Origin of the sequence: Bacillus sp. 007/AIA-02/001 (assembly GCF_004634455.1) — a bacterium.
GTDB lineage: Bacteria > Bacillota > Bacilli > Bacillales > Bacillaceae_G > Bacillus_A > Bacillus_A cereus.
The window spans coordinates 104,202-121,579 of sequence record NZ_SEIY01000001.1; the positions used below are offsets into that span (position 1 = coordinate 104,202).

Genomic DNA, 17,378 nt, shown 5'->3' on the forward strand with positions numbered 1-17,378 from the left:
TAAGTATGAAAATTCTAATGATGAGATAGGGATTAGAATGAAACGGAAAATGATTGTATAATAGGGGAAAGTATGAAAAAGATAAAGGAAGTGATGAAATGCAAGTTCTTTTATATGTAAGTGCGGCTATTATCGCGGTTGCTTTTGCAGTATTAGTAGTGTATGTATGCAGAACGTTGTTATCGGTTCAGAAGACGTTGGAAAACGTTGCAAGTACGTTAGAAGGTTTAGAAAAGCAAATGCAAGGAATTAGCGTAGAGACAGAGCAATTATTACATAAAACGAATGCGTTAGCTGATGATATTCAACAGAAGTCACAGTCATTAAATAAAGTGGTAGCGGGTGTAGATGGGATTGGAACGACAATCCAATCTTTAAATACGAAGCTTCGTAATGTATCGGACTCTGTAACGGACGAAATTGAAAATAACGCTGATAAAGTAGCGCAAGTTGTACAGTGGAGCAGTGCGGCGATTGAAGTATACAATCATTACCGTGCGTCGAGACAAGAGAAGAAGGTTGAAAAAGAAGAGCGTAAATTAGAAAGAATTGAGAAAAAAGCTGAAAAGAAAGCTGAAAAGAAAGAGAAGCGCTCTAGATTTCGTATGAGAGGTGAATCGTGATGAATATGACAAAACTTGAAACAATTGAAGAGCTTGAAGTCTTAGTAGAAAAGAACGAGCCGTATGTTCTTTTTAAACATAGTACGACATGCCCGATTAGTCACGGTGCATACACAGAATTTCAAGCGTATTGCAGCGAAGAAAGAGAAGTGCCAGCGTATTACTTATACGTACAAGATGCGAGAGATGTGTCAAATCGTGTTGCAGAACAATACAGTATTAGACATGAATCACCGCAAGTGCTATACATAAAAGATGGGATGGTAGTATGGAATACATCTCATTGGAATATTAAAAAAGATGCTTTAGAAGAGAATATAAAGTAAAAAGAAGCAAGCTAAAGGTGCTTGCTTCTTTTTTTTTGTTTTTGTTGAAATATATTTAGTGGTACACTATTAATAGTTCAAACTAAATAACTAGATTGTTGAAAGTAGGTTTTAAGTAATGAAGAAAATGGCATTATCCTTCGCAGTCGTAAGTTTATTACTAGGAGCTTGTAGTAACAATAGTAATACGATTAGTAAGAAGGATGAAGTTATACAAAAAGATACAAAAGAAAAAAGTATGATTCCGAGAACTGCTGTTTCTAAAGATTATTATAGAACTGTTATTCCTTTAAAAGAACAAAAGGTTATTAATACAGCTAATATAAAAACAAATTCTAAATTAGATTTAGCAGAGTATGAAAATGGTTTAATAAATATTGCAACGCAGCAATTTGATACAGAGAGTCACGTACTGCAATTAAACCAGTATATTCCAGAGAAACTAATTGATGAACTAGTTGCGAAAGTAGAAGCGCCAGTTTTGACGAATATTATAGAACAAGACTATTTCGGAAAACAGAATTCAAATGAATTAAGTTTATCTGGTGTTATGATTGGCTTAGCTATGTCTTCAAGTGTATCGAATGAAGAGGCTATGTCTAAAGGGACTGAAGTTGCTAAACAACTTATTGAAGCTATTAACAAAAATGATAAGTATAACAAATCTCCAATTACGTTTGCTATCTTTAAGCAAGAAAGTACTAGTTCTTTAAAAAATGGTACGTATATTGCTAGTGCTACTGTTCAAAAGAATGATACGAACCTTGGAAATTGGAGTACAATTGATGAAAAGTCGTATTCATATCCTTCTGATGAATTTACACAAGCACATGGAGAAGATAATACAAAAATAAATAACTTTGCTAAGGAAATAAAAGGTTTTTCTAATGGAGATTTTATTCCAGTCAACGCTAAAGTTTCTTATAAGAAAGATCAAATGGATACATTAAATATGAATATTGTTATTAAATATAACGGTAAAACAGAATTAATGGCTCTTACCCAATTAGCTGCGCAAGGTATGTTAGACAAATTGCCTAAAGATGCGAAAGTACAATTACAGATCAAGTCCGAGAGTAAAATCGAGGCTGTGATTATAAAAGAGAAAAACAGTGATAAACCGTTTGTTTCCTTCTTGTAAAAAAGACAGTATGTAAACTGTCTTTTTTTATTTTAAATGAAAATATACAACGTTTTTTGATAGTAATTCATTGCTGTATATCGTGTGACAATCGTATATGTATCAGCTATAATAAGTTATCTTAAAAAAGTAACATATAGGAATTTGAAAGAGGTGGCTTTCTTATGGCATCACAACAATTAGGTCGTTTACGTTCTGAAATTGATCAACTTAATTTACAAATATTAGAGTTACTAAACGAAAGAGGTCGTCTCGTACAAGAAGTTGGTAATTTAAAAGAAGTACAAGGTGTGAAACGTTTTGATCCTGTACGTGAAAGAAATATGCTGGATTTAATTGCAGAGAATAATAATGGTCCATTTGAAACTTCGACTTTACAACATATTTTCAAACAAATTTTTCAAGCTGGTTTAGAATTACAAGAAGATGATCATCGTAAAGCATTACTTGTTTCTCGTAAGAAAAAAACAGAAGATACGATTGTTGAAATTAATGGTGAAAAAATTGGTGACGGAAATCAGCATTTTATTATGGGGCCGTGTGCAGTGGAAAGTTATGAACAAGTACGTCAAGTTGCTGAAGCAATGAAAGAGCAAGGTCTGAAATTAATGCGTGGTGGTGCGTTCAAACCACGTACTTCACCGTATGATTTTCAAGGTCTTGGATTAGAGGGATTACAAATTTTGCGCCAGGTAGCAGATGAATATGATTTGGCTGTTATTAGTGAAATTTTAAATCCGAATGATATTGAGATGTCATTAGATTACGTTGATGTTATTCAAATTGGTGCTCGCAATATGCAAAACTTTGATTTGCTAAGGGCAGCTGGTGCTGTAAATAAACCAGTATTATTAAAACGTGGTCTATCAGCAACGATTGAAGAATTCATTAATGCGGCAGAATATATTATGGCAAAGGGAAATGGGAACATTATTTTATGTGAACGAGGTATTCGCACGTATGAAAGAGCGACGCGTAATACGCTTGATATTTCCGCTGTGCCGATTTTAAAGAAAGAAACACATTTACCTGTCGTTGTCGATGTAACGCATTCTACAGGGCGACGTGACCTTCTCTTACCAACTGCAAAAGCAGCGATGGCAATTGGTGCAGACGCAATTATGGCTGAAGTACATCCAGATCCAGCTGTAGCTTTATCTGATGCAGCGCAACAAATGAATATACCGCAGTTCAATGATTTTATGAATGAATTAAAATCATTTGGAAGTAAATTATAAAAACTTTTAATGGGCTGTTCCAAAAAGGCATTTTGGAACAGCTTTCTCTTATTGTATAGCGACTGTCATTGTCGATTTTTGTTGGTAAGTTGATATATTTAAAAAATCGCTGATATAATTAGAGTTGCGGTCGATATATTTGGAAAATCGCTGATATATTTCGAGTTACAGTCGATATATTCGAAAAATCGCCGATATAAATTTCATTTACTATCGTACTGCTTAAAATAAGATTTCTACTTAGGAAACATCTATTTTTTTACAAAAAATGCCCTTTTTTCATAAAAAATACGAAAATACGAGAAAAGAAGCGAATTTTTTCGAAACTTTTGCGGGAAAATATTGTATGAGCCTGCGTTTTTATCGTATCATTAGTAAAAGGAAGAACTCGGGACGATTGGTGGCATCTGCAAATAGAGTTGATGTCTTTTTTTCATTCAAGTAACCGATACATAAAAATAGATAACAAAAATAGAAGGAGTGTGCGATGAGATGAACGTAACAATCTATGATGTAGCGCGCGAAGCAAACGTTTCAATGGCTACCGTATCTCGTGTTGTGAACGGTAACCCAAATGTAAAGCCTACAACAAGAAAGAAAGTATTAGAAGCAATTGATCGTTTAGGATACCGCCCGAATGCGGTAGCACGTGGACTAGCAAGTAAGAAGACAACTACAGTAGGTGTTATTATTCCTGATATCTCAAATACGTTTTATGCAGAACTTGCACGTGGAATTGAAGATATCGCAACAATGTACAAATATAACATCATTTTAAGTAACTCTGATCAAAACAAAGAGAAAGAGTTCCATTTATTAAATACGATGCTTGGAAAACAAGTGGACGGAATTGTTTTCATGGGTGAAGATATTACAGACATTCACATTGAAGAATTTAAAAAATCTCCAGTACCAATTGTATTAGCAGCGTCATTTGATGAGCAAAATGAAACGCCATCAGTAAATATTGATTATACACAAGCAGCTTATGATGCAATGAAGCACTTTATCGAGCAAGGACATAAACGTATCGGTTTCGTCTCTGGTCCTTTCATTGATAAAGCGGGAAGTGCGAAGAAGTTACAAGGTTATAAAAAAGCTTTAGAAGAAGCTGGTATTTCATATGATGAAAATCTTGTAATCGATGGAGATTACACATATGACTCAGGTATCGAAGCATTCGAAAAGCTTTGGAGCAATGATGAAAAGCCAACAGCAATCTTCGTGTCTTCTGATGAAATGGCACTAGGTGTAATCCATGCAGCACAAGACGCTGGATTAAACGTACCAACTGACGTAGAAGTACTTGGTTTCGATAATACACGTCTTGCATTAATGGTTCGTCCGCAGCTTTCAACAGTTGTTCAACCGATGTATGATATCGGTGCAGTAGCAATGCGTCTATTAACAAAGTATATGAACAAAGAAAAAGTGGAAGATCACACTGTTATCTTACCTCACCGTATCCAATTTAGAGATTCAACGAAGTAAGTATAAAAAAGCTCACAGCGATTGCTGTGAGCTTTTATTCGGATTCAGGATAGTATTTTTGTACGACTGCATTTACCATTTCGTCTTTCTTAATGTGTAAAAATCTTGCGTACAGTTCTTTTCCGGTTTCAAATGGTGTATCGTCTAATTCAAACACATGCAACACTTTTCGGAACTTCCACGTTATTTGCTCACCGTACACATTATCGTACGTATCTTCAGATTGCATAGCAATTTTTTTACCAAGTTCGTGAGCATCTTCTAAATTGTTTGCTTTAACAAGAATAATACTTTCTTCAAAAAGTGTATCGTGATTCTCTTCATAATGCCTTCGCTATAGATGGGGCTATTCCTTGTTATATGTCACATAAGTGCAAATTTAACTATTATAGGGCAATGTCATGTATAATAGAAAGAAAAGGCTTGTGAGGGGGGAAAAGAGATGATCGTTCTTTGGATAATTACGCTTTGTATGACTGCTATTTTTGCATATATGACGTTAAAACAAAATGGTTTAAAGCGATTTGTTCCAGGAAGTATTCTTGCAGGAATTGCCCTTATCACGTATGTAATTTCTATTTTTATTGAAAGTGTATCAGTAGATATGAGCACAAGTTTAATGTTTATTGGTATTACACTATTTGCAGGTAGCATTATGGTACTTATGGTTGCTGGTATTATTTTATTTATTCATATGAATTCGGAAACGTTATAGCATATAGAAAAGGCATGTCCCGAGGGACATGCCTTTTTATCCGTTCAATTATGCTCTATCTTTAGAAGAGTTTTGCTGTTTTAGTAAGTCGCGAATTTCGCCAAGAAGAACTTCTTCTTTTGTTGGTTCTGGAATTTCTTCCTCTTTTTCTTCTTCTTCTTTTTTAGATGTTAGTTTGTTGAAAACTTTAACAAACATAAAGATAGAAGCTGCGATAATTAAGAAGTCAAAAATTGTTTGGATGAAGTTACCATACATAACAGCAGATTTACCGTATCCAAAGTGTAAATCTGTAAAGTCAACGCCACCTAATACCATACCAAGTAATGGTGTGATGATATCTTTTACTAAAGAACTAACGATTTTACCGAATGCAGCACCGATTACAACCCCGACAGCTAAATCAACGACATTCCCTTTGAAAGCGAATTTTTTAAACTCGTTCCACATGTGTTAATCCCATCCTTTCCACGATTCATTATGAAATTTATAATTCCTATCAACATATTCTATAGAAATTTACGAGAGAAATAAAGAGGGAATGGGAATGAAAGTAAATTCTGAAAAATGTATCCGTTTTAATTTTTGTTTACATCATCTAGTAAAGATTGTAGCATTTGCTGTGTTTTTAATCCTTCTAATCCATCTACAACGGGCTTTGTATCGCCTTGTACACACTCAATAAAATGATGAACAGCATCTTCAAAACCACGTTGTTTTAACGTCGTATCCCATGATGGGGAACCACTTTGTGAAACTGAGTTTTCCTGTTCAATTTCAAATGTATTCATATTTTTTACGCGAATGATTTTCCCTGGCGTTACAAGTTCAATTTGTTCTAAATTAGTACCGGCATGGCGATGCATTGCAGTAGAAAGTAACAGTCCACTTGGAGTTGTATATGTATGATGTCCGTAAAGAAGTTCATTCTTTTCATTGATTTGCATCATATTGTGAACGGCGTTAAGGTCATCATTAGCTAACCAGCGAGCGGTATCTACAATGTGTAAATAATCATCTAACATAGTGAAGTCGTACGTATATGGCCCGACTTTATTTGTACGATGCTTTTCAATTCGAATCCATGAAATATCATTAGCCTGTTCTTTGGCAGCGACATACATAGGAACGAATCTGCGATTAAATCCGACCATTAATTTTCGGTTATACTTCTCGCTCAACTCGACTAGTTGCTCAGCTTGTTCCACTGTAGCTGCTAGCGGTTTATCAACATAAACGTCGATCCCTTTTTTTAGAAGTTCAGAAACGATTTCATAATGCGATGCAGTTGAACTATGAACGAAGATTGCATCGCATTCCGAAGCTAACATTTCAATAGAATGAAAGTCTTGAATTCGGTATTGCTGGCAAACTTGTTTTCTTTTCTCTGCATTAGGTGTAAACGCCCCTACAAAATTCCAATCAGTTTCTTTTGTAAGTGTTGGAAGATAGGCCTTTTGCGCAATACTTCCAAGTCCAATCATTCCGATTTTAGGTATATTCATTTTATCTCCGCCTTATTATTCAATATTTATATGCCGGAATAAATGTAGCATAGGATAGCTGAGAATGGCAAAAATGAAGAATCTATATTGAGAGATTCTTTATATCATAGTAAGTTCGCTGTCGCTTAATAATTTGTGTAGCATTTTTTCTTGATTTTGTTTAGCTGTTTTATTCCCTGTTTTAGCGTATAAGGAAATTAAATGGTGATACGTATTTTCTTCAAATGGATTCATAGATTGCATACGCATGCAAATATCAATTGCTTCAGTGTAACTCGCGCCTTCTATATAAAAACGAATAAGGGAAAAGGCGTGTTGAAAATATAAGTTTTGTAATCTTGTTCTTTCTCCTTCGCTCCACCAATAGTCCATATCAATAAGGTAATCTCCAGTATATAAAGAGAGGCATGCAATGTATTTATCTAATGTATCGCTACATATTTCTTTTGGAAGAGCGGCTGCTGCTTGTTCGAATAGATCAACATCAATCAAAATGTTTTGTAAATCGAGTTTATATCCGTCATTCACTCGAGTAATGTTTACATTCATTTCGTAAGCATGGATGGTTCTTCGAATTTGATATATGGCTGAATGTAGATTTACTCTTGCTTGTTCTAAATCCGTATTTGACCAGAGTAATTCAATTAAAGTATCTCTATTAATAACTTTATTTCGATTATGAACTAAAAATAAAAATAGTTCTTTCGCTTTTTTTGTGCGCCATTTTTCTAGGGGGATTTTTTTGTCTTTTTCATGATCTACATAATATAACTCACCAAGGCAATTGAGTATCGAAGTTTCTATTGTAGAGGAATTAGTTGTTTCAATCGTCATGCTTTGCATAAGACGTTGAATAGTGTTATGCAATCTTTCCCTCGTAATAGGTTTCATAATGTAATCCAATGCATAAATTTCAAATGCTTCAACCGCATAACGGTCGTGTCCTGTAATGAAAACTATTTTTATATTTTTATGTTTTGATTGTAGTTCGCGGGCTAACATAACGCCATTTTTTTCAGGTATCTCAATATCAAGAAATGCGACATCAATTGTATGATCTTTACTATAAAAACTAAGAGATTCACAATCATCAAAGCAAACGATATCTTTAAAAATTTGAAGTTCTTTTAACATCTTTTCAAGTCTTTGGAGTATTAATGGTTCATCATCAACAATAATTGCCCTCATAGTTCATTACCTCTTTCTTACAATCTTGTTTAATGATTTAACTCAAGTCATATCACCAATAAATATTTAGACAAAATAGGACATTTTTCATTCCTCCATAAATAACCATAAATATTACATGGTAATTATTTGTAATTACTATTATAAATGATTCTTATTAATTGTTATATACGATAAATTATTTAAATATTTCTATTTTTTGATTTTTTGTTCAGTTTTTGTTCAGTATCCCAATTTATACTTTGAGCGTAAAAGTAATTTAGCGAAAAAGGGGGAAATGAGGCGAGATAAATTTATGTTAAGTGAGAGGATGGAACGATGAAGAAGAACGTCACATTATTTATGTTGCTTCTACTCGTATTTCAAGTGATTAGCCCAGGGATAATAGCGGTTGCTGCTAATACGGTGGAAGCGGTGCAGCATAAGGTAACAACTAAATCGACAGGGAATATGTGTTTAAGGGAGCATGAAGGGGAGCTAAGTTTTAAGTGGCCAGCACCAAAACAAAAGAAAGTTGATTTTGTTATTGTGCAAGATGCAAGTGGAAGTTTCAAAGGCACAATGCCAAATGTGAAAAAAGCATTGAGCAATATCGTAGATGAACTAAATCCTGCGACGGATCGGATTATGGTAACGAGTTATCAAGATTATAAGGGATATAAAGCTAGTGACGGTCGTGTACTTGAAAGTAGAGGTAATGGGATTAAAACAACCTTGCAAGCAGGATTAACTAATAACTTTACCTCAGCAAAGAATGGCATCAATAAAATAACTCCAGATAGCGGTACACCAACTGCCAGTGGTCTTCAGTTTGCGTTAGCTGAGTATGAGAAAGCGAAGGGACAAAATGATCCAGACCGAGAAACAGTTTTTCTGCTTGTTACAGATGGTGTTGCTAACATTCGAAAGGATGGCTATATTTACAAATTAACAAATCAACTAACGGATCAGGGCACAGGTTATAGGTCGAATGAATATGGGCAAGATTATGTAGGTGCTTTGAAGGAAGTAACTACAGAGGCTCAAAATATAAAAAACGCGGGATATAAACTTGTTACAGCTTTTTGGGAAGATAAAAGTATACTAGCAGCATCTGACCAATATTATACTAAGTACGATAAAGAAGTAGGTCCATATGCAAGGCAAGAGTTAAAAAAGATGGCAACAAAACCGGAATGGTTTGTACTGGCAAATGATATTGAAGAGTTTACAAAAAATTTAATTGAAACCGTTACAAAAGTGACAAAAAAAGAAAAAGATAAGTTGATTTTAAATATTAATAATGATTTGCTCGTAACAGGTGTGCAAGGGTCTGGTCCAAATGGTGTTAATACAAAGCCTGTTATACAAGGGAATCAGATCATTTGGGATTTAGACGGACAGCCAGAAGGAACTTATAAAGTCACTTATAAGGTGAAGGAAAAAACACCGCAATCGAAAGAATTTAATGTTGCGGATGGATATTTTATGTTCTTTGATCAAAAGTTTGATATTCAAGCCGTCAAGGCACTTCCGAATGAAAATGCTACTAAGTGTAATACGGCGGTAACGAAAAAAGTTTCTGATTCAGATCAAAAACTGGTCGATGAGGCATTGTTAAATTCATTGCATGAAGAATTTGTATATGATGTCAATTACAACTTTGGATTTGATATGGAGTCAAAACAAGAAATCGTTATACAAGATGATTTGGAAGATATTTTAGAAGTTTTAGAGACGAAATTAGTAAATGAAAAAGGCGAAGTTGTAAATATAGCGCCAGTTATAGATAAAGAAAAGTCAATTGTAACGTATAAGTTGCCAAAGCAAAATGATTCGTACGCGTATTTAGCTGGTGGACAATATCGATTAACGATTAAAGCGAAGATAAAGATTGGTACAAATATCGATGTGATCAAAGGGTACCTAGATAAAGGTGGCGTTCCGAATACGGCAAAGCTCATTATAGATAACAATCCAGTTGTTTCTAATAAAGTCATTGTGAAGCCACCAATTGAAGAACCGAAATTACGCAAGACTGTATCGGATGATGATGAAAAGAACGTGGAAAAGGCTACATTATCCAATGTAAAAGAGAAGTTTGTTTGGAATGTGCAGTATGAATTTGGAAGTTCACCAAGTGGATACGATTCTATCGTATTACAAGATGATTTAGAAGATGTTTTAGACATATTAGATGTGAAGGTCATCAATAAAAAAGGTGAAGTCGTAAATATAAAACCAAAAATTGATACTGCTAAGAAACAGGTAATGATTGAAGTACCGAAGCAAGAAGGAAGTTATGTGTATTTAACAGGTGAAGTATATACGGTGCAAATTACATCTAAAATTGCTGATGGTGTAAATCAATCAGAATTAGCACGTTATATAGTAAAAGGTGGAATCCCAAATACAGCAGAGTTAGTACTAAATAATAAGTCAGTGAAATCTAACGAAGTGTATGTGGTTCCTCCGAAGGAAAAACCGAAAGTAACAAAAACCGTTTCTACTCAAAATGAGAAAGAAGTGGAAAAGGGTACATTGCAAGAGAGAAATGAAGAGCTTACTTGGAATGTAGCATATCAATTTGGTAATGATACAGCAAATTTAGAGAAGGTTACCTTACAAGATGACTTAGAGGATATTCTAGATATTTTAGATGTGAAGCTTATGAATGAAAAAGGTGAAGTTGTAAAAGTAACACCGAACATTGATAAGCAAACAAAGAAAGTGACAATTGAGTTAGAGAAGAAAGATGGTTCATATGCGTATTTAGCTGGTTTAAAGTACACGATGCATATTAAAAGCAAGATAGCAGAAGGTACACCAGTAGAGGTGTTAGCGAAATATATTGCAAATGGCGGCGTGCCAAATATAGCAGAGCTCATATTTGATAATACGCCAATTAGTTCGAATAAAGTAGTTGTTATTCCGCCATCTATAGGTAAGATCGAAATTGAAAAGGTAGATGCAGCTGATGAAAATATTAAGTTGCAACATGCGGAATTTCAAGTTTTTAACCAAGAAGGAAAAGAAGTTGGAAAGTTAATTACAGATGAAAATGGCAAGGCTAGCTTAGAGAAACTACCGTTTGGAAAATATACGATTAAAGAAGTGAAAGCGCCGAATGGATATATGTTGCTCCGTGATCCAATTGAGGTCGAGGTAACGGCAGCGACACCTACACAAACGTTAAAAGTAGAAAACAAAAAAAGCGAGTGGGAAATTCCAAACACAGGCGGTGCTGGAACAAATGTATTTTATTTAATTGGTACTTTTTTAATGATTGTAGTTGTATTTTTGTTTTTCCATAAGAGAAATAGTAATTACTAGAATATTAAATTGGTAGAAGAGGAGAACGAGAAATGAAAAAATTTTTAAGTATGTTTTTAATCTTTTTGCTAGCATTTGCTTCATTGCCAAGTATGTTAATAAAAGCGGAATCGAAAAGTGAAAAAAAAGGCACGTTAACAATCCATAAATTTGAACAAGAGCCGCTTAATAATCCAGCTTTAAAAGAAAGTAGCTCTAAAGGAGTAGAAATTCCTAAAGATGCGAAGCCTTTAGCAGGAGTTGTGTATCAAATTAAACAAGTTGAATCATTTGGAACAATTTCAAACGATGGGGAAATTGTTAAAGAAGACATCAAACCAGTAAATGGAGTTCCAATTGAAGTTGAAACGAATGCGGATGGGATTGCATTTTTTGGCGATTTACCACTAGGTCGTTACGAAGTGAAAGAAATTTCTGGACCACCACATGTAAATATAGACACAAAAACATACAAAGTTGATATCCCGATGACAAGTGAAGATGGGAAAGTATTAACATATGATGTTAAAATTTATCCGAAAAATGAAACGAAACGTGGTGCAGTAGAATTAACAAAAATTGGTGTGGAAAATAAAGCGTTAAAGGGTGTTCAATTCTCTTTATATAAAGAAGATGGAACAGAGTTAGAAAAAGGTTTGGAGACAGATGGAAATGGTAAAATTCGTGTCGGTAACTTATCGTACGGGAAGTATTACTTTTTAGAAACGAAAGCGCTAGATGGTTATGTGTTGGATCCGAAAAAATATGAATTCTTCATTAAAGAATCTGGTGTAATTAATAAAGATGGTACAGTTACTTCTGGTGAAGTAGTTAAAGTTGATGTGAAAAACTATGAAGAACCAACAATTGATAAGAAGATTAATGGAGATTTAAACAATTTACCAATTAATACGAAGACGGATTATAACTATGATATTAAAACACTAATTCCAGAAGATATTAAGGATTATAAACATTATGTCGTAACAGATGTATTAGATAGTCGATTAGAAATTCAAGATCAACCAGTTGTAAAAATTGATGGTAAAGTAGTAGATGCAAGTGTTGTAGAAGTAGTTGTAGACGGTCAAAAAGTAACGGCTACTGTAAAAGATTTCTCTAAATTAGATAACAAAAAAGAGTTTCATTTGCAAATTAAAGCACAAATTAGAGATGGCGTAGAAACAGGAGTAGAGATTCCGAATACGGCAACAATTACATTTAAAAACAAAGATGATGTAACAGGTGAGAAGGCAACAAAACCAGTTATCGTTACTCCAACGACTGGTGGTATTACATTAACGAAAGTTGATGGGAAGGATGGTAAGAAATTAGAAGGTGCAGAATTTGCGCTGCAAGATACAAAAGGAAATCCAGTAGAAATCGATGGAAAGAAAGTAGTAGGTACATCTGATAAAAATGGTGTAATTACATGGAATAAGCTACCTTACGGTGAGTATCAAGTTGTGGAAACGAAAGCTCCAACTTATGAAAAAGAAGATGGTACAACAGGTAGTTATCAACAATTAAGAGAGCCAATTCATGTAAAGATTGATGCTGATCATAAAACAGTTACACTTACTGTAGAAAATAATAAGAGTGGGTGGATTTTACCTTCAACAGGTGGTATCGGTACAATCTTATTTACTGTAGTAGGTCTTGTATTAATGATAATAGCAGCATTTGTTTTCTTTAGAAAAAAAGCAACAAATAATTAATAAGCGATTTAAACGGTAATGAAAAGAGGAGAGGGAGGCCTTTCCTCTTTTTCGGCATTTTAGCCCGTTATTTGAGGGCTAACAATCAGTGGGATGAACAAAACCTACACTGATTAAAGTTTCACTTTATAGGAGGATATGATGAAACGTAACATTATATTTGGTGCTATTTTTTTATTGGGACTTTGTATTTTCTTATATCCAACAGTTAGTAATTGGTTAGCAACACGAGCTCATTATTCAGCGGTTAGTTCGTATGATAAAAAAGTAAAAGAGTTACAGAAAAAAGAAATTGAACGTAGGGAGAAAGAAGCGAATGAATATAATAAAAATGTCCAGACGACGTCACAGTCATTTTCGGATCCATTTAATGAAAAAGGGGGCGACGAGAGTGGACATTCATATGCAGATGTATTAAATGTAGGTGAGAGTATGGGGTATATTGAAATTCCTACAATTGATGTAAAGCTTCCAATTTATGCTGGCACATCTGAAAATGTTTTGAGCCGAGGAGTAGGACATATTAATGCTTCTTCTTTGCCAGTAGGGGGAGAAAGTACGCATGCTGTTTTAACGGGGCATCGTGGTTTGCCTTCTGCTTTATTATTTACGGACTTGGATAAGGTGAAGAAGGGAGATACTTTTTACATACATTCATTAAATAAAGTGCTTGCTTATAAGGTGGATCAAATAAAAGTTGTATTACCAAATGAAACGAATGATTTATTAGTTGTGAAAAATAAAGATTACGTTACGTTAGTTACATGCACACCTTATGGAGTAAATACACATAGATTGATAGTTCGAGGGGAACGGGTTCCTTTTGAAGTGAAAGAAAAGGAAGCAGTTGTGGCTCAAGTGAATCCATTTGTAGTAGAAAAGTGGATGATTGGAATAGTAATCGTTCTATTATTTTTCATTGGAATGTTTCTTTATTTTAAAGTGAAAAAACGTTAAAGTACGAGTGATGGGAATATTTTTAGAATATAGTTATTATTCACTCGATAAAGAAAGTGTGATATGTTATGGTAAAGATTTGAAAAGATTCCGTAATTTTATAAAGAGGGAATAAGTATGTCTAAAAGAAAAATATTGATAGTAGTATTCTTATTTATCCTTTGTATTGTCGGTTTTCGTTCCATTTGGTTTAAACAATCTCTTTATATAAATCAACCACATGCTGAAGAAGGGATAGTAAATTTATCAGATATAACATTTGGCGAAAAAAATTTAGTTACGTTAAATGGTGAATGGAAATTTTATCCGAATGTTTTACTTACCCCGGATCAAATGAAGGAAAATAATAAAGATTATGAATATATTAATGTTCCGGGGAACTGGAAAGAAAGAGTTGATCGTACTCATCAAAAAGAATATGGCACGTATGCGCTATCTATCAAAGTGAAGAATTCGAATGAAAATTACGGCTTAAAAATACAGCGTGTTCATAATCAGTTCGATTTGTATGTAAATGGAGAACTTGTACAGGAAAGAGGAAGTATTTTTAAACCGAATGATGTACATAAAACTTCACTTACACCAACTGTCATAAAGGTAAAAGCGAATGAACAAGGGGTAATTAATCTTCTTATTCCTGTTACGAAAACGACACAAGAATCGAAACATGGCGGGATTACAGGTGGAGTGCGTTTTGGCAGTGAAAATGCTATTGTACAGGATAGCTTTAACAATCTTATGATGCAAATTATTGCAACGACAATAGTGTTTTTACATGGTATATATGCATTTATCATTTTTGTGATGAAGCCGAAAAATGTTGAGATTCTATATTTTTCACTTGGTAGTATATTTGCAGGTATTATATTTTTAATTACGGATGAACGTTTTTTGTTCTCTTTGTATGAATTTGAATTTTCAACATATATGAAAATTATATATACATCGTTTGTAGGTTTCGCTTTATTTATTTTACTGTATATGAAAAGGTTTTTACGAGGTTATGGGGACAATAAATTTATTTTATTTACCATCGTATTATGTGGAATTTATGTTTTCGTAGTATTGTTTTCTTCACCTAGACTAGTGCAAGATTTTGGATTTATATTATTTTTTACAATTATTATTCCATTCATTTTAACAGCAATTATTGTTTTACGAGTGGTGGAAAGTGGAAAGTATGATTTAATCTTTTTACTTTTTACAGTGATTAGTGCTACTTCTGGAGTATTGTGTGCGAGTTTTAAAGAGTTTGCGTTCATGTATAGCATAGGGTTTGCGAGGATATTTGATGCGGATTTTTATCCATTTGATATTTTTTTAGCAATGGTATCATTTTCGACTTTTTGGTTTATCCGATTCTTTCGCACGAGTGATGAGAATAGTGAACTGGTTGGAAAATTAAAAGAAGAGCATCATAAGAAAGATCAATTTTTAGCAAATACAGCGCACGAACTTAGAAATCCGTTACATGGGATGATGAATATTGCACAAAGTGTAATGGATGAAGAGAAAGCGATAAATGGTGAAAGTAAACAACATCTAAAACTATTAATGACAATAGGAAGGCGTATGTCGTATTTGTTGAACGATTTAATAGATGTTACAAGAATGGAGCAGAAAGGGATACCGATTCATAAGAGACCGGTTGATTTGCAACCAATTATTACAATGGTGATTGATATGCAAAAGTTTATTGGAGAAGAAAAGAAATTACAAATTATCGCGAATATCCCTGAACGGTTTCCATTTGTATTAGCTGACCAAAATCGTCTTATTCAAATTTTATTTAACCTACTTCATAATGCAGTTAAATTTACGGATGAAGGGGCTATTACAATTGATGTTGAAAAACGAAAAAATTACGCGGCTATTCAGGTTACAGATACTGGTATTGGAATTGATAAAGAAGCGCAAAAGCGAATCTTCCTTCCATATGAACAAGGTAGTGATTCATATGGTGAAAGTGGAGGATTTGGACTTGGGCTAAGTATTTGTAAACAATTAGTGGAAATGCACGGGGGAACACTTACTGTTACATCCGTTTTACATAAAGGCTCTACTTTTACATTCACATTACCACTTGCTGAAAGAGAAGAGATGCTAATTGTGTCAAAAGAAACAATTGAAAAAGTAGTGGAATTAAAACAAGTTGAAATGAAGGATAATCGAGTCGGTAATAGAAGGAGAATTCTTGCTGTTGATGATGATCCTATAAATTTAAAAGTATTAAAGAGTATATTACCACAAGATGAATATGAACTTGAAACGGTAACAACCGGAAGAGAGGTTTTGGAGCGGTTAAATATGGAGTGGGATATGATATTAGTAGATGTGATGATGCCGAAAATGTCAGGTTATGAATTAACAAAAATGATTCGTACCCAATACTCTATTGCAGAGTTGCCTATTGTACTGTTAACCGCTAGGTCGCAGCCAGAAGATATTTATACAGGATTTCTTGCTGGGGCGAATGATTACATTGTAAAGCCTATAGATGCACTGGAATTAAAAGTGAGAATTAATGCATTAACAGAGTTAAAGCAATCAATTCATGAGCGAATAAGAATGGAAGGTGCTTGGCTTCAGGCGCAAATTCAGCCGCATTTTCTTTTTAATACACTAAATACGATTGCTGCATTAGGTGAAATTGATATTGTTAGGATGGAGAAATTAATTGTTGAGTTTGGAACGTATTTAAGAGCCAGTTTTGGTGAAGAAGTGTTAGCGGAAACCGTACCTATACAGCATGAATTAGATTTACTTCAATCATACCTTTATATTGAAAGAGAGCGATTTGGAAAGAGAATACAGAGCGTGCTGGAAGTCGAAGATGGAATAGAATGTGTAGTACCACCGTTTTCTATTCAAACATTAGTAGAGAATGCTGTGCGTCATGGTATATTAAAAAAAGCAAAGGGTGGAAGCATTCATATAAAAATAGAGAGTGTGAGTGGATTTATAAACATTTCGATTGCGGATGATGGGATAGGCATGTCAGATGAAAAAATAAAAGAAATATTAGTGAAAAAACCGAATCAAAAACAGGGAATAGGTTTATTGAATACGGATGCACGATTAAAACAGTTATACGGAACTGGATTAGAAATAAAAAGTGAACTTGGAAAAGGAACGATTGTTTCATTCCAGCTTCCTGTTGTTATGGATAAATAAGGTTGTTAAAA

At 34.0% G+C, this 17,378-nt stretch carries 13 protein-coding genes and 1 pseudogene; 10 read left to right on the forward strand and 4 right to left on the reverse strand.

Annotation, left to right across the window (positions count from 1 at the left end):
- The first annotated feature begins 98 nt into the window (after positions 1 to 98).
- From ES895_RS00600 to ccpA, 5 genes are all read left to right on the forward strand, one after another.
- On the forward strand, positions 99 to 623 hold the full coding sequence (locus ES895_RS00600; RefSeq protein WP_205687979.1) for a DUF948 domain-containing protein: 525 nt from the start codon (positions 99 to 101) through the stop codon (positions 621 to 623).
- Complete coding sequence (gene ytxJ, locus ES895_RS00605) at positions 623 to 949, forward strand: bacillithiol system redox-active protein YtxJ (RefSeq protein ID WP_001057469.1); 327 nt, start codon at positions 623 to 625, stop codon at positions 947 to 949. The genes ES895_RS00600 and ytxJ overlap by 1 nt, the downstream gene beginning before the upstream one ends.
- Positions 950 to 1,067: 118 nt before the next feature.
- Positions 1,068 to 2,090 carry a CamS family sex pheromone protein gene (locus ES895_RS00610; RefSeq protein ID WP_000738025.1) on the forward strand — a complete coding sequence of 341 codons (1,023 nt, stop codon included), beginning with the start codon at positions 1,068 to 1,070 and terminating at the stop codon, positions 2,088 to 2,090.
- A gap of 164 nt (positions 2,091 to 2,254) precedes the next feature.
- A complete protein-coding gene (locus ES895_RS00615) occupies positions 2,255 to 3,328 on the forward strand; it encodes a bifunctional 3-deoxy-7-phosphoheptulonate synthase/chorismate mutase (RefSeq protein ID WP_000168204.1) in 1,074 nt (357 codons plus the stop codon).
- A 492-nt stretch (positions 3,329 to 3,820) separates the two neighbouring features.
- Positions 3,821 to 4,819: a catabolite control protein A gene (ccpA, locus tag ES895_RS00620; RefSeq protein WP_001103297.1), complete on the forward strand. Its 999-nt coding sequence runs from the start codon at positions 3,821 to 3,823 to the stop codon at positions 4,817 to 4,819.
- Positions 4,820 to 4,853: 34 nt separating this feature from the next.
- On the opposite strand, the pseudogene ES895_RS00625 reads toward ccpA, so the two are convergent.
- A pseudogene (locus ES895_RS00625) lies at positions 4,854 to 5,147 on the reverse strand (DUF4288 domain-containing protein); the annotation flags it as partial.
- A gap of 114 nt (positions 5,148 to 5,261) precedes the next feature.
- Here ES895_RS00625 and ES895_RS00630 point away from each other — a divergent pair.
- Positions 5,262 to 5,534, forward strand: coding sequence for a DUF3917 domain-containing protein (locus ES895_RS00630; protein WP_000636589.1), 273 nt, complete (start codon positions 5,262 to 5,264; stop codon positions 5,532 to 5,534).
- Positions 5,535 to 5,582: 48 nt separating this feature from the next.
- Here ES895_RS00630 and mscL read toward each other — a convergent pair whose 3' ends face one another.
- The 3 genes from mscL to ES895_RS00645 all read right to left on the reverse strand — a co-directional run bounded on the left by mscL (position 5,583) and on the right by ES895_RS00645 (position 8,227).
- Positions 5,583 to 5,984 carry a large conductance mechanosensitive channel protein MscL gene (gene mscL / locus ES895_RS00635; RefSeq protein ID WP_000267010.1) on the reverse strand — a complete coding sequence of 134 codons (402 nt, stop codon included), beginning with the start codon at positions 5,982 to 5,984 and terminating at the stop codon, positions 5,583 to 5,585.
- Between the two features lie 128 nt (positions 5,985 to 6,112).
- Entirely contained in the window at positions 6,113 to 7,039 is a 927-nt protein-coding gene (locus tag ES895_RS00640) for a Gfo/Idh/MocA family protein (RefSeq protein ID WP_001025050.1), read from the reverse strand.
- 99 nt (positions 7,040 to 7,138) lie between these two features.
- Entirely contained in the window at positions 7,139 to 8,227 is a 1,089-nt protein-coding gene (locus ES895_RS00645) for a response regulator (RefSeq protein WP_001201607.1), read from the reverse strand.
- Between the two features lie 318 nt (positions 8,228 to 8,545).
- Here ES895_RS00645 and ES895_RS00650 point away from each other — a divergent pair, with 318 nt between their 5' ends.
- From ES895_RS00650 to ES895_RS00665, 4 genes are all read left to right on the forward strand, one after another.
- Positions 8,546 to 11,539, forward strand: coding sequence for an isopeptide-forming domain-containing fimbrial protein (locus ES895_RS00650; protein ID WP_097998288.1), 2,994 nt, complete (start codon positions 8,546 to 8,548; stop codon positions 11,537 to 11,539).
- Between the two features lie 32 nt (positions 11,540 to 11,571).
- Positions 11,572 to 13,236, forward strand: coding sequence for a SpaH/EbpB family LPXTG-anchored major pilin (locus tag ES895_RS00655; RefSeq protein ID WP_069605064.1), 1,665 nt, complete (start codon positions 11,572 to 11,574; stop codon positions 13,234 to 13,236).
- Between the two features lie 141 nt (positions 13,237 to 13,377).
- Positions 13,378 to 14,193 carry a class C sortase gene (locus ES895_RS00660; RefSeq protein ID WP_135238128.1) on the forward strand — a complete coding sequence of 272 codons (816 nt, stop codon included), beginning with the start codon at positions 13,378 to 13,380 and terminating at the stop codon, positions 14,191 to 14,193.
- Between the two features lie 117 nt (positions 14,194 to 14,310).
- Positions 14,311 to 17,367 (forward strand): hybrid sensor histidine kinase/response regulator, encoded by a 3,057-nt coding sequence (locus ES895_RS00665; protein ID WP_000044276.1) that lies wholly within the window; start codon positions 14,311 to 14,313, stop codon positions 17,365 to 17,367.
- The last annotated feature ends 11 nt before the right edge of the window (positions 17,368 to 17,378 follow it).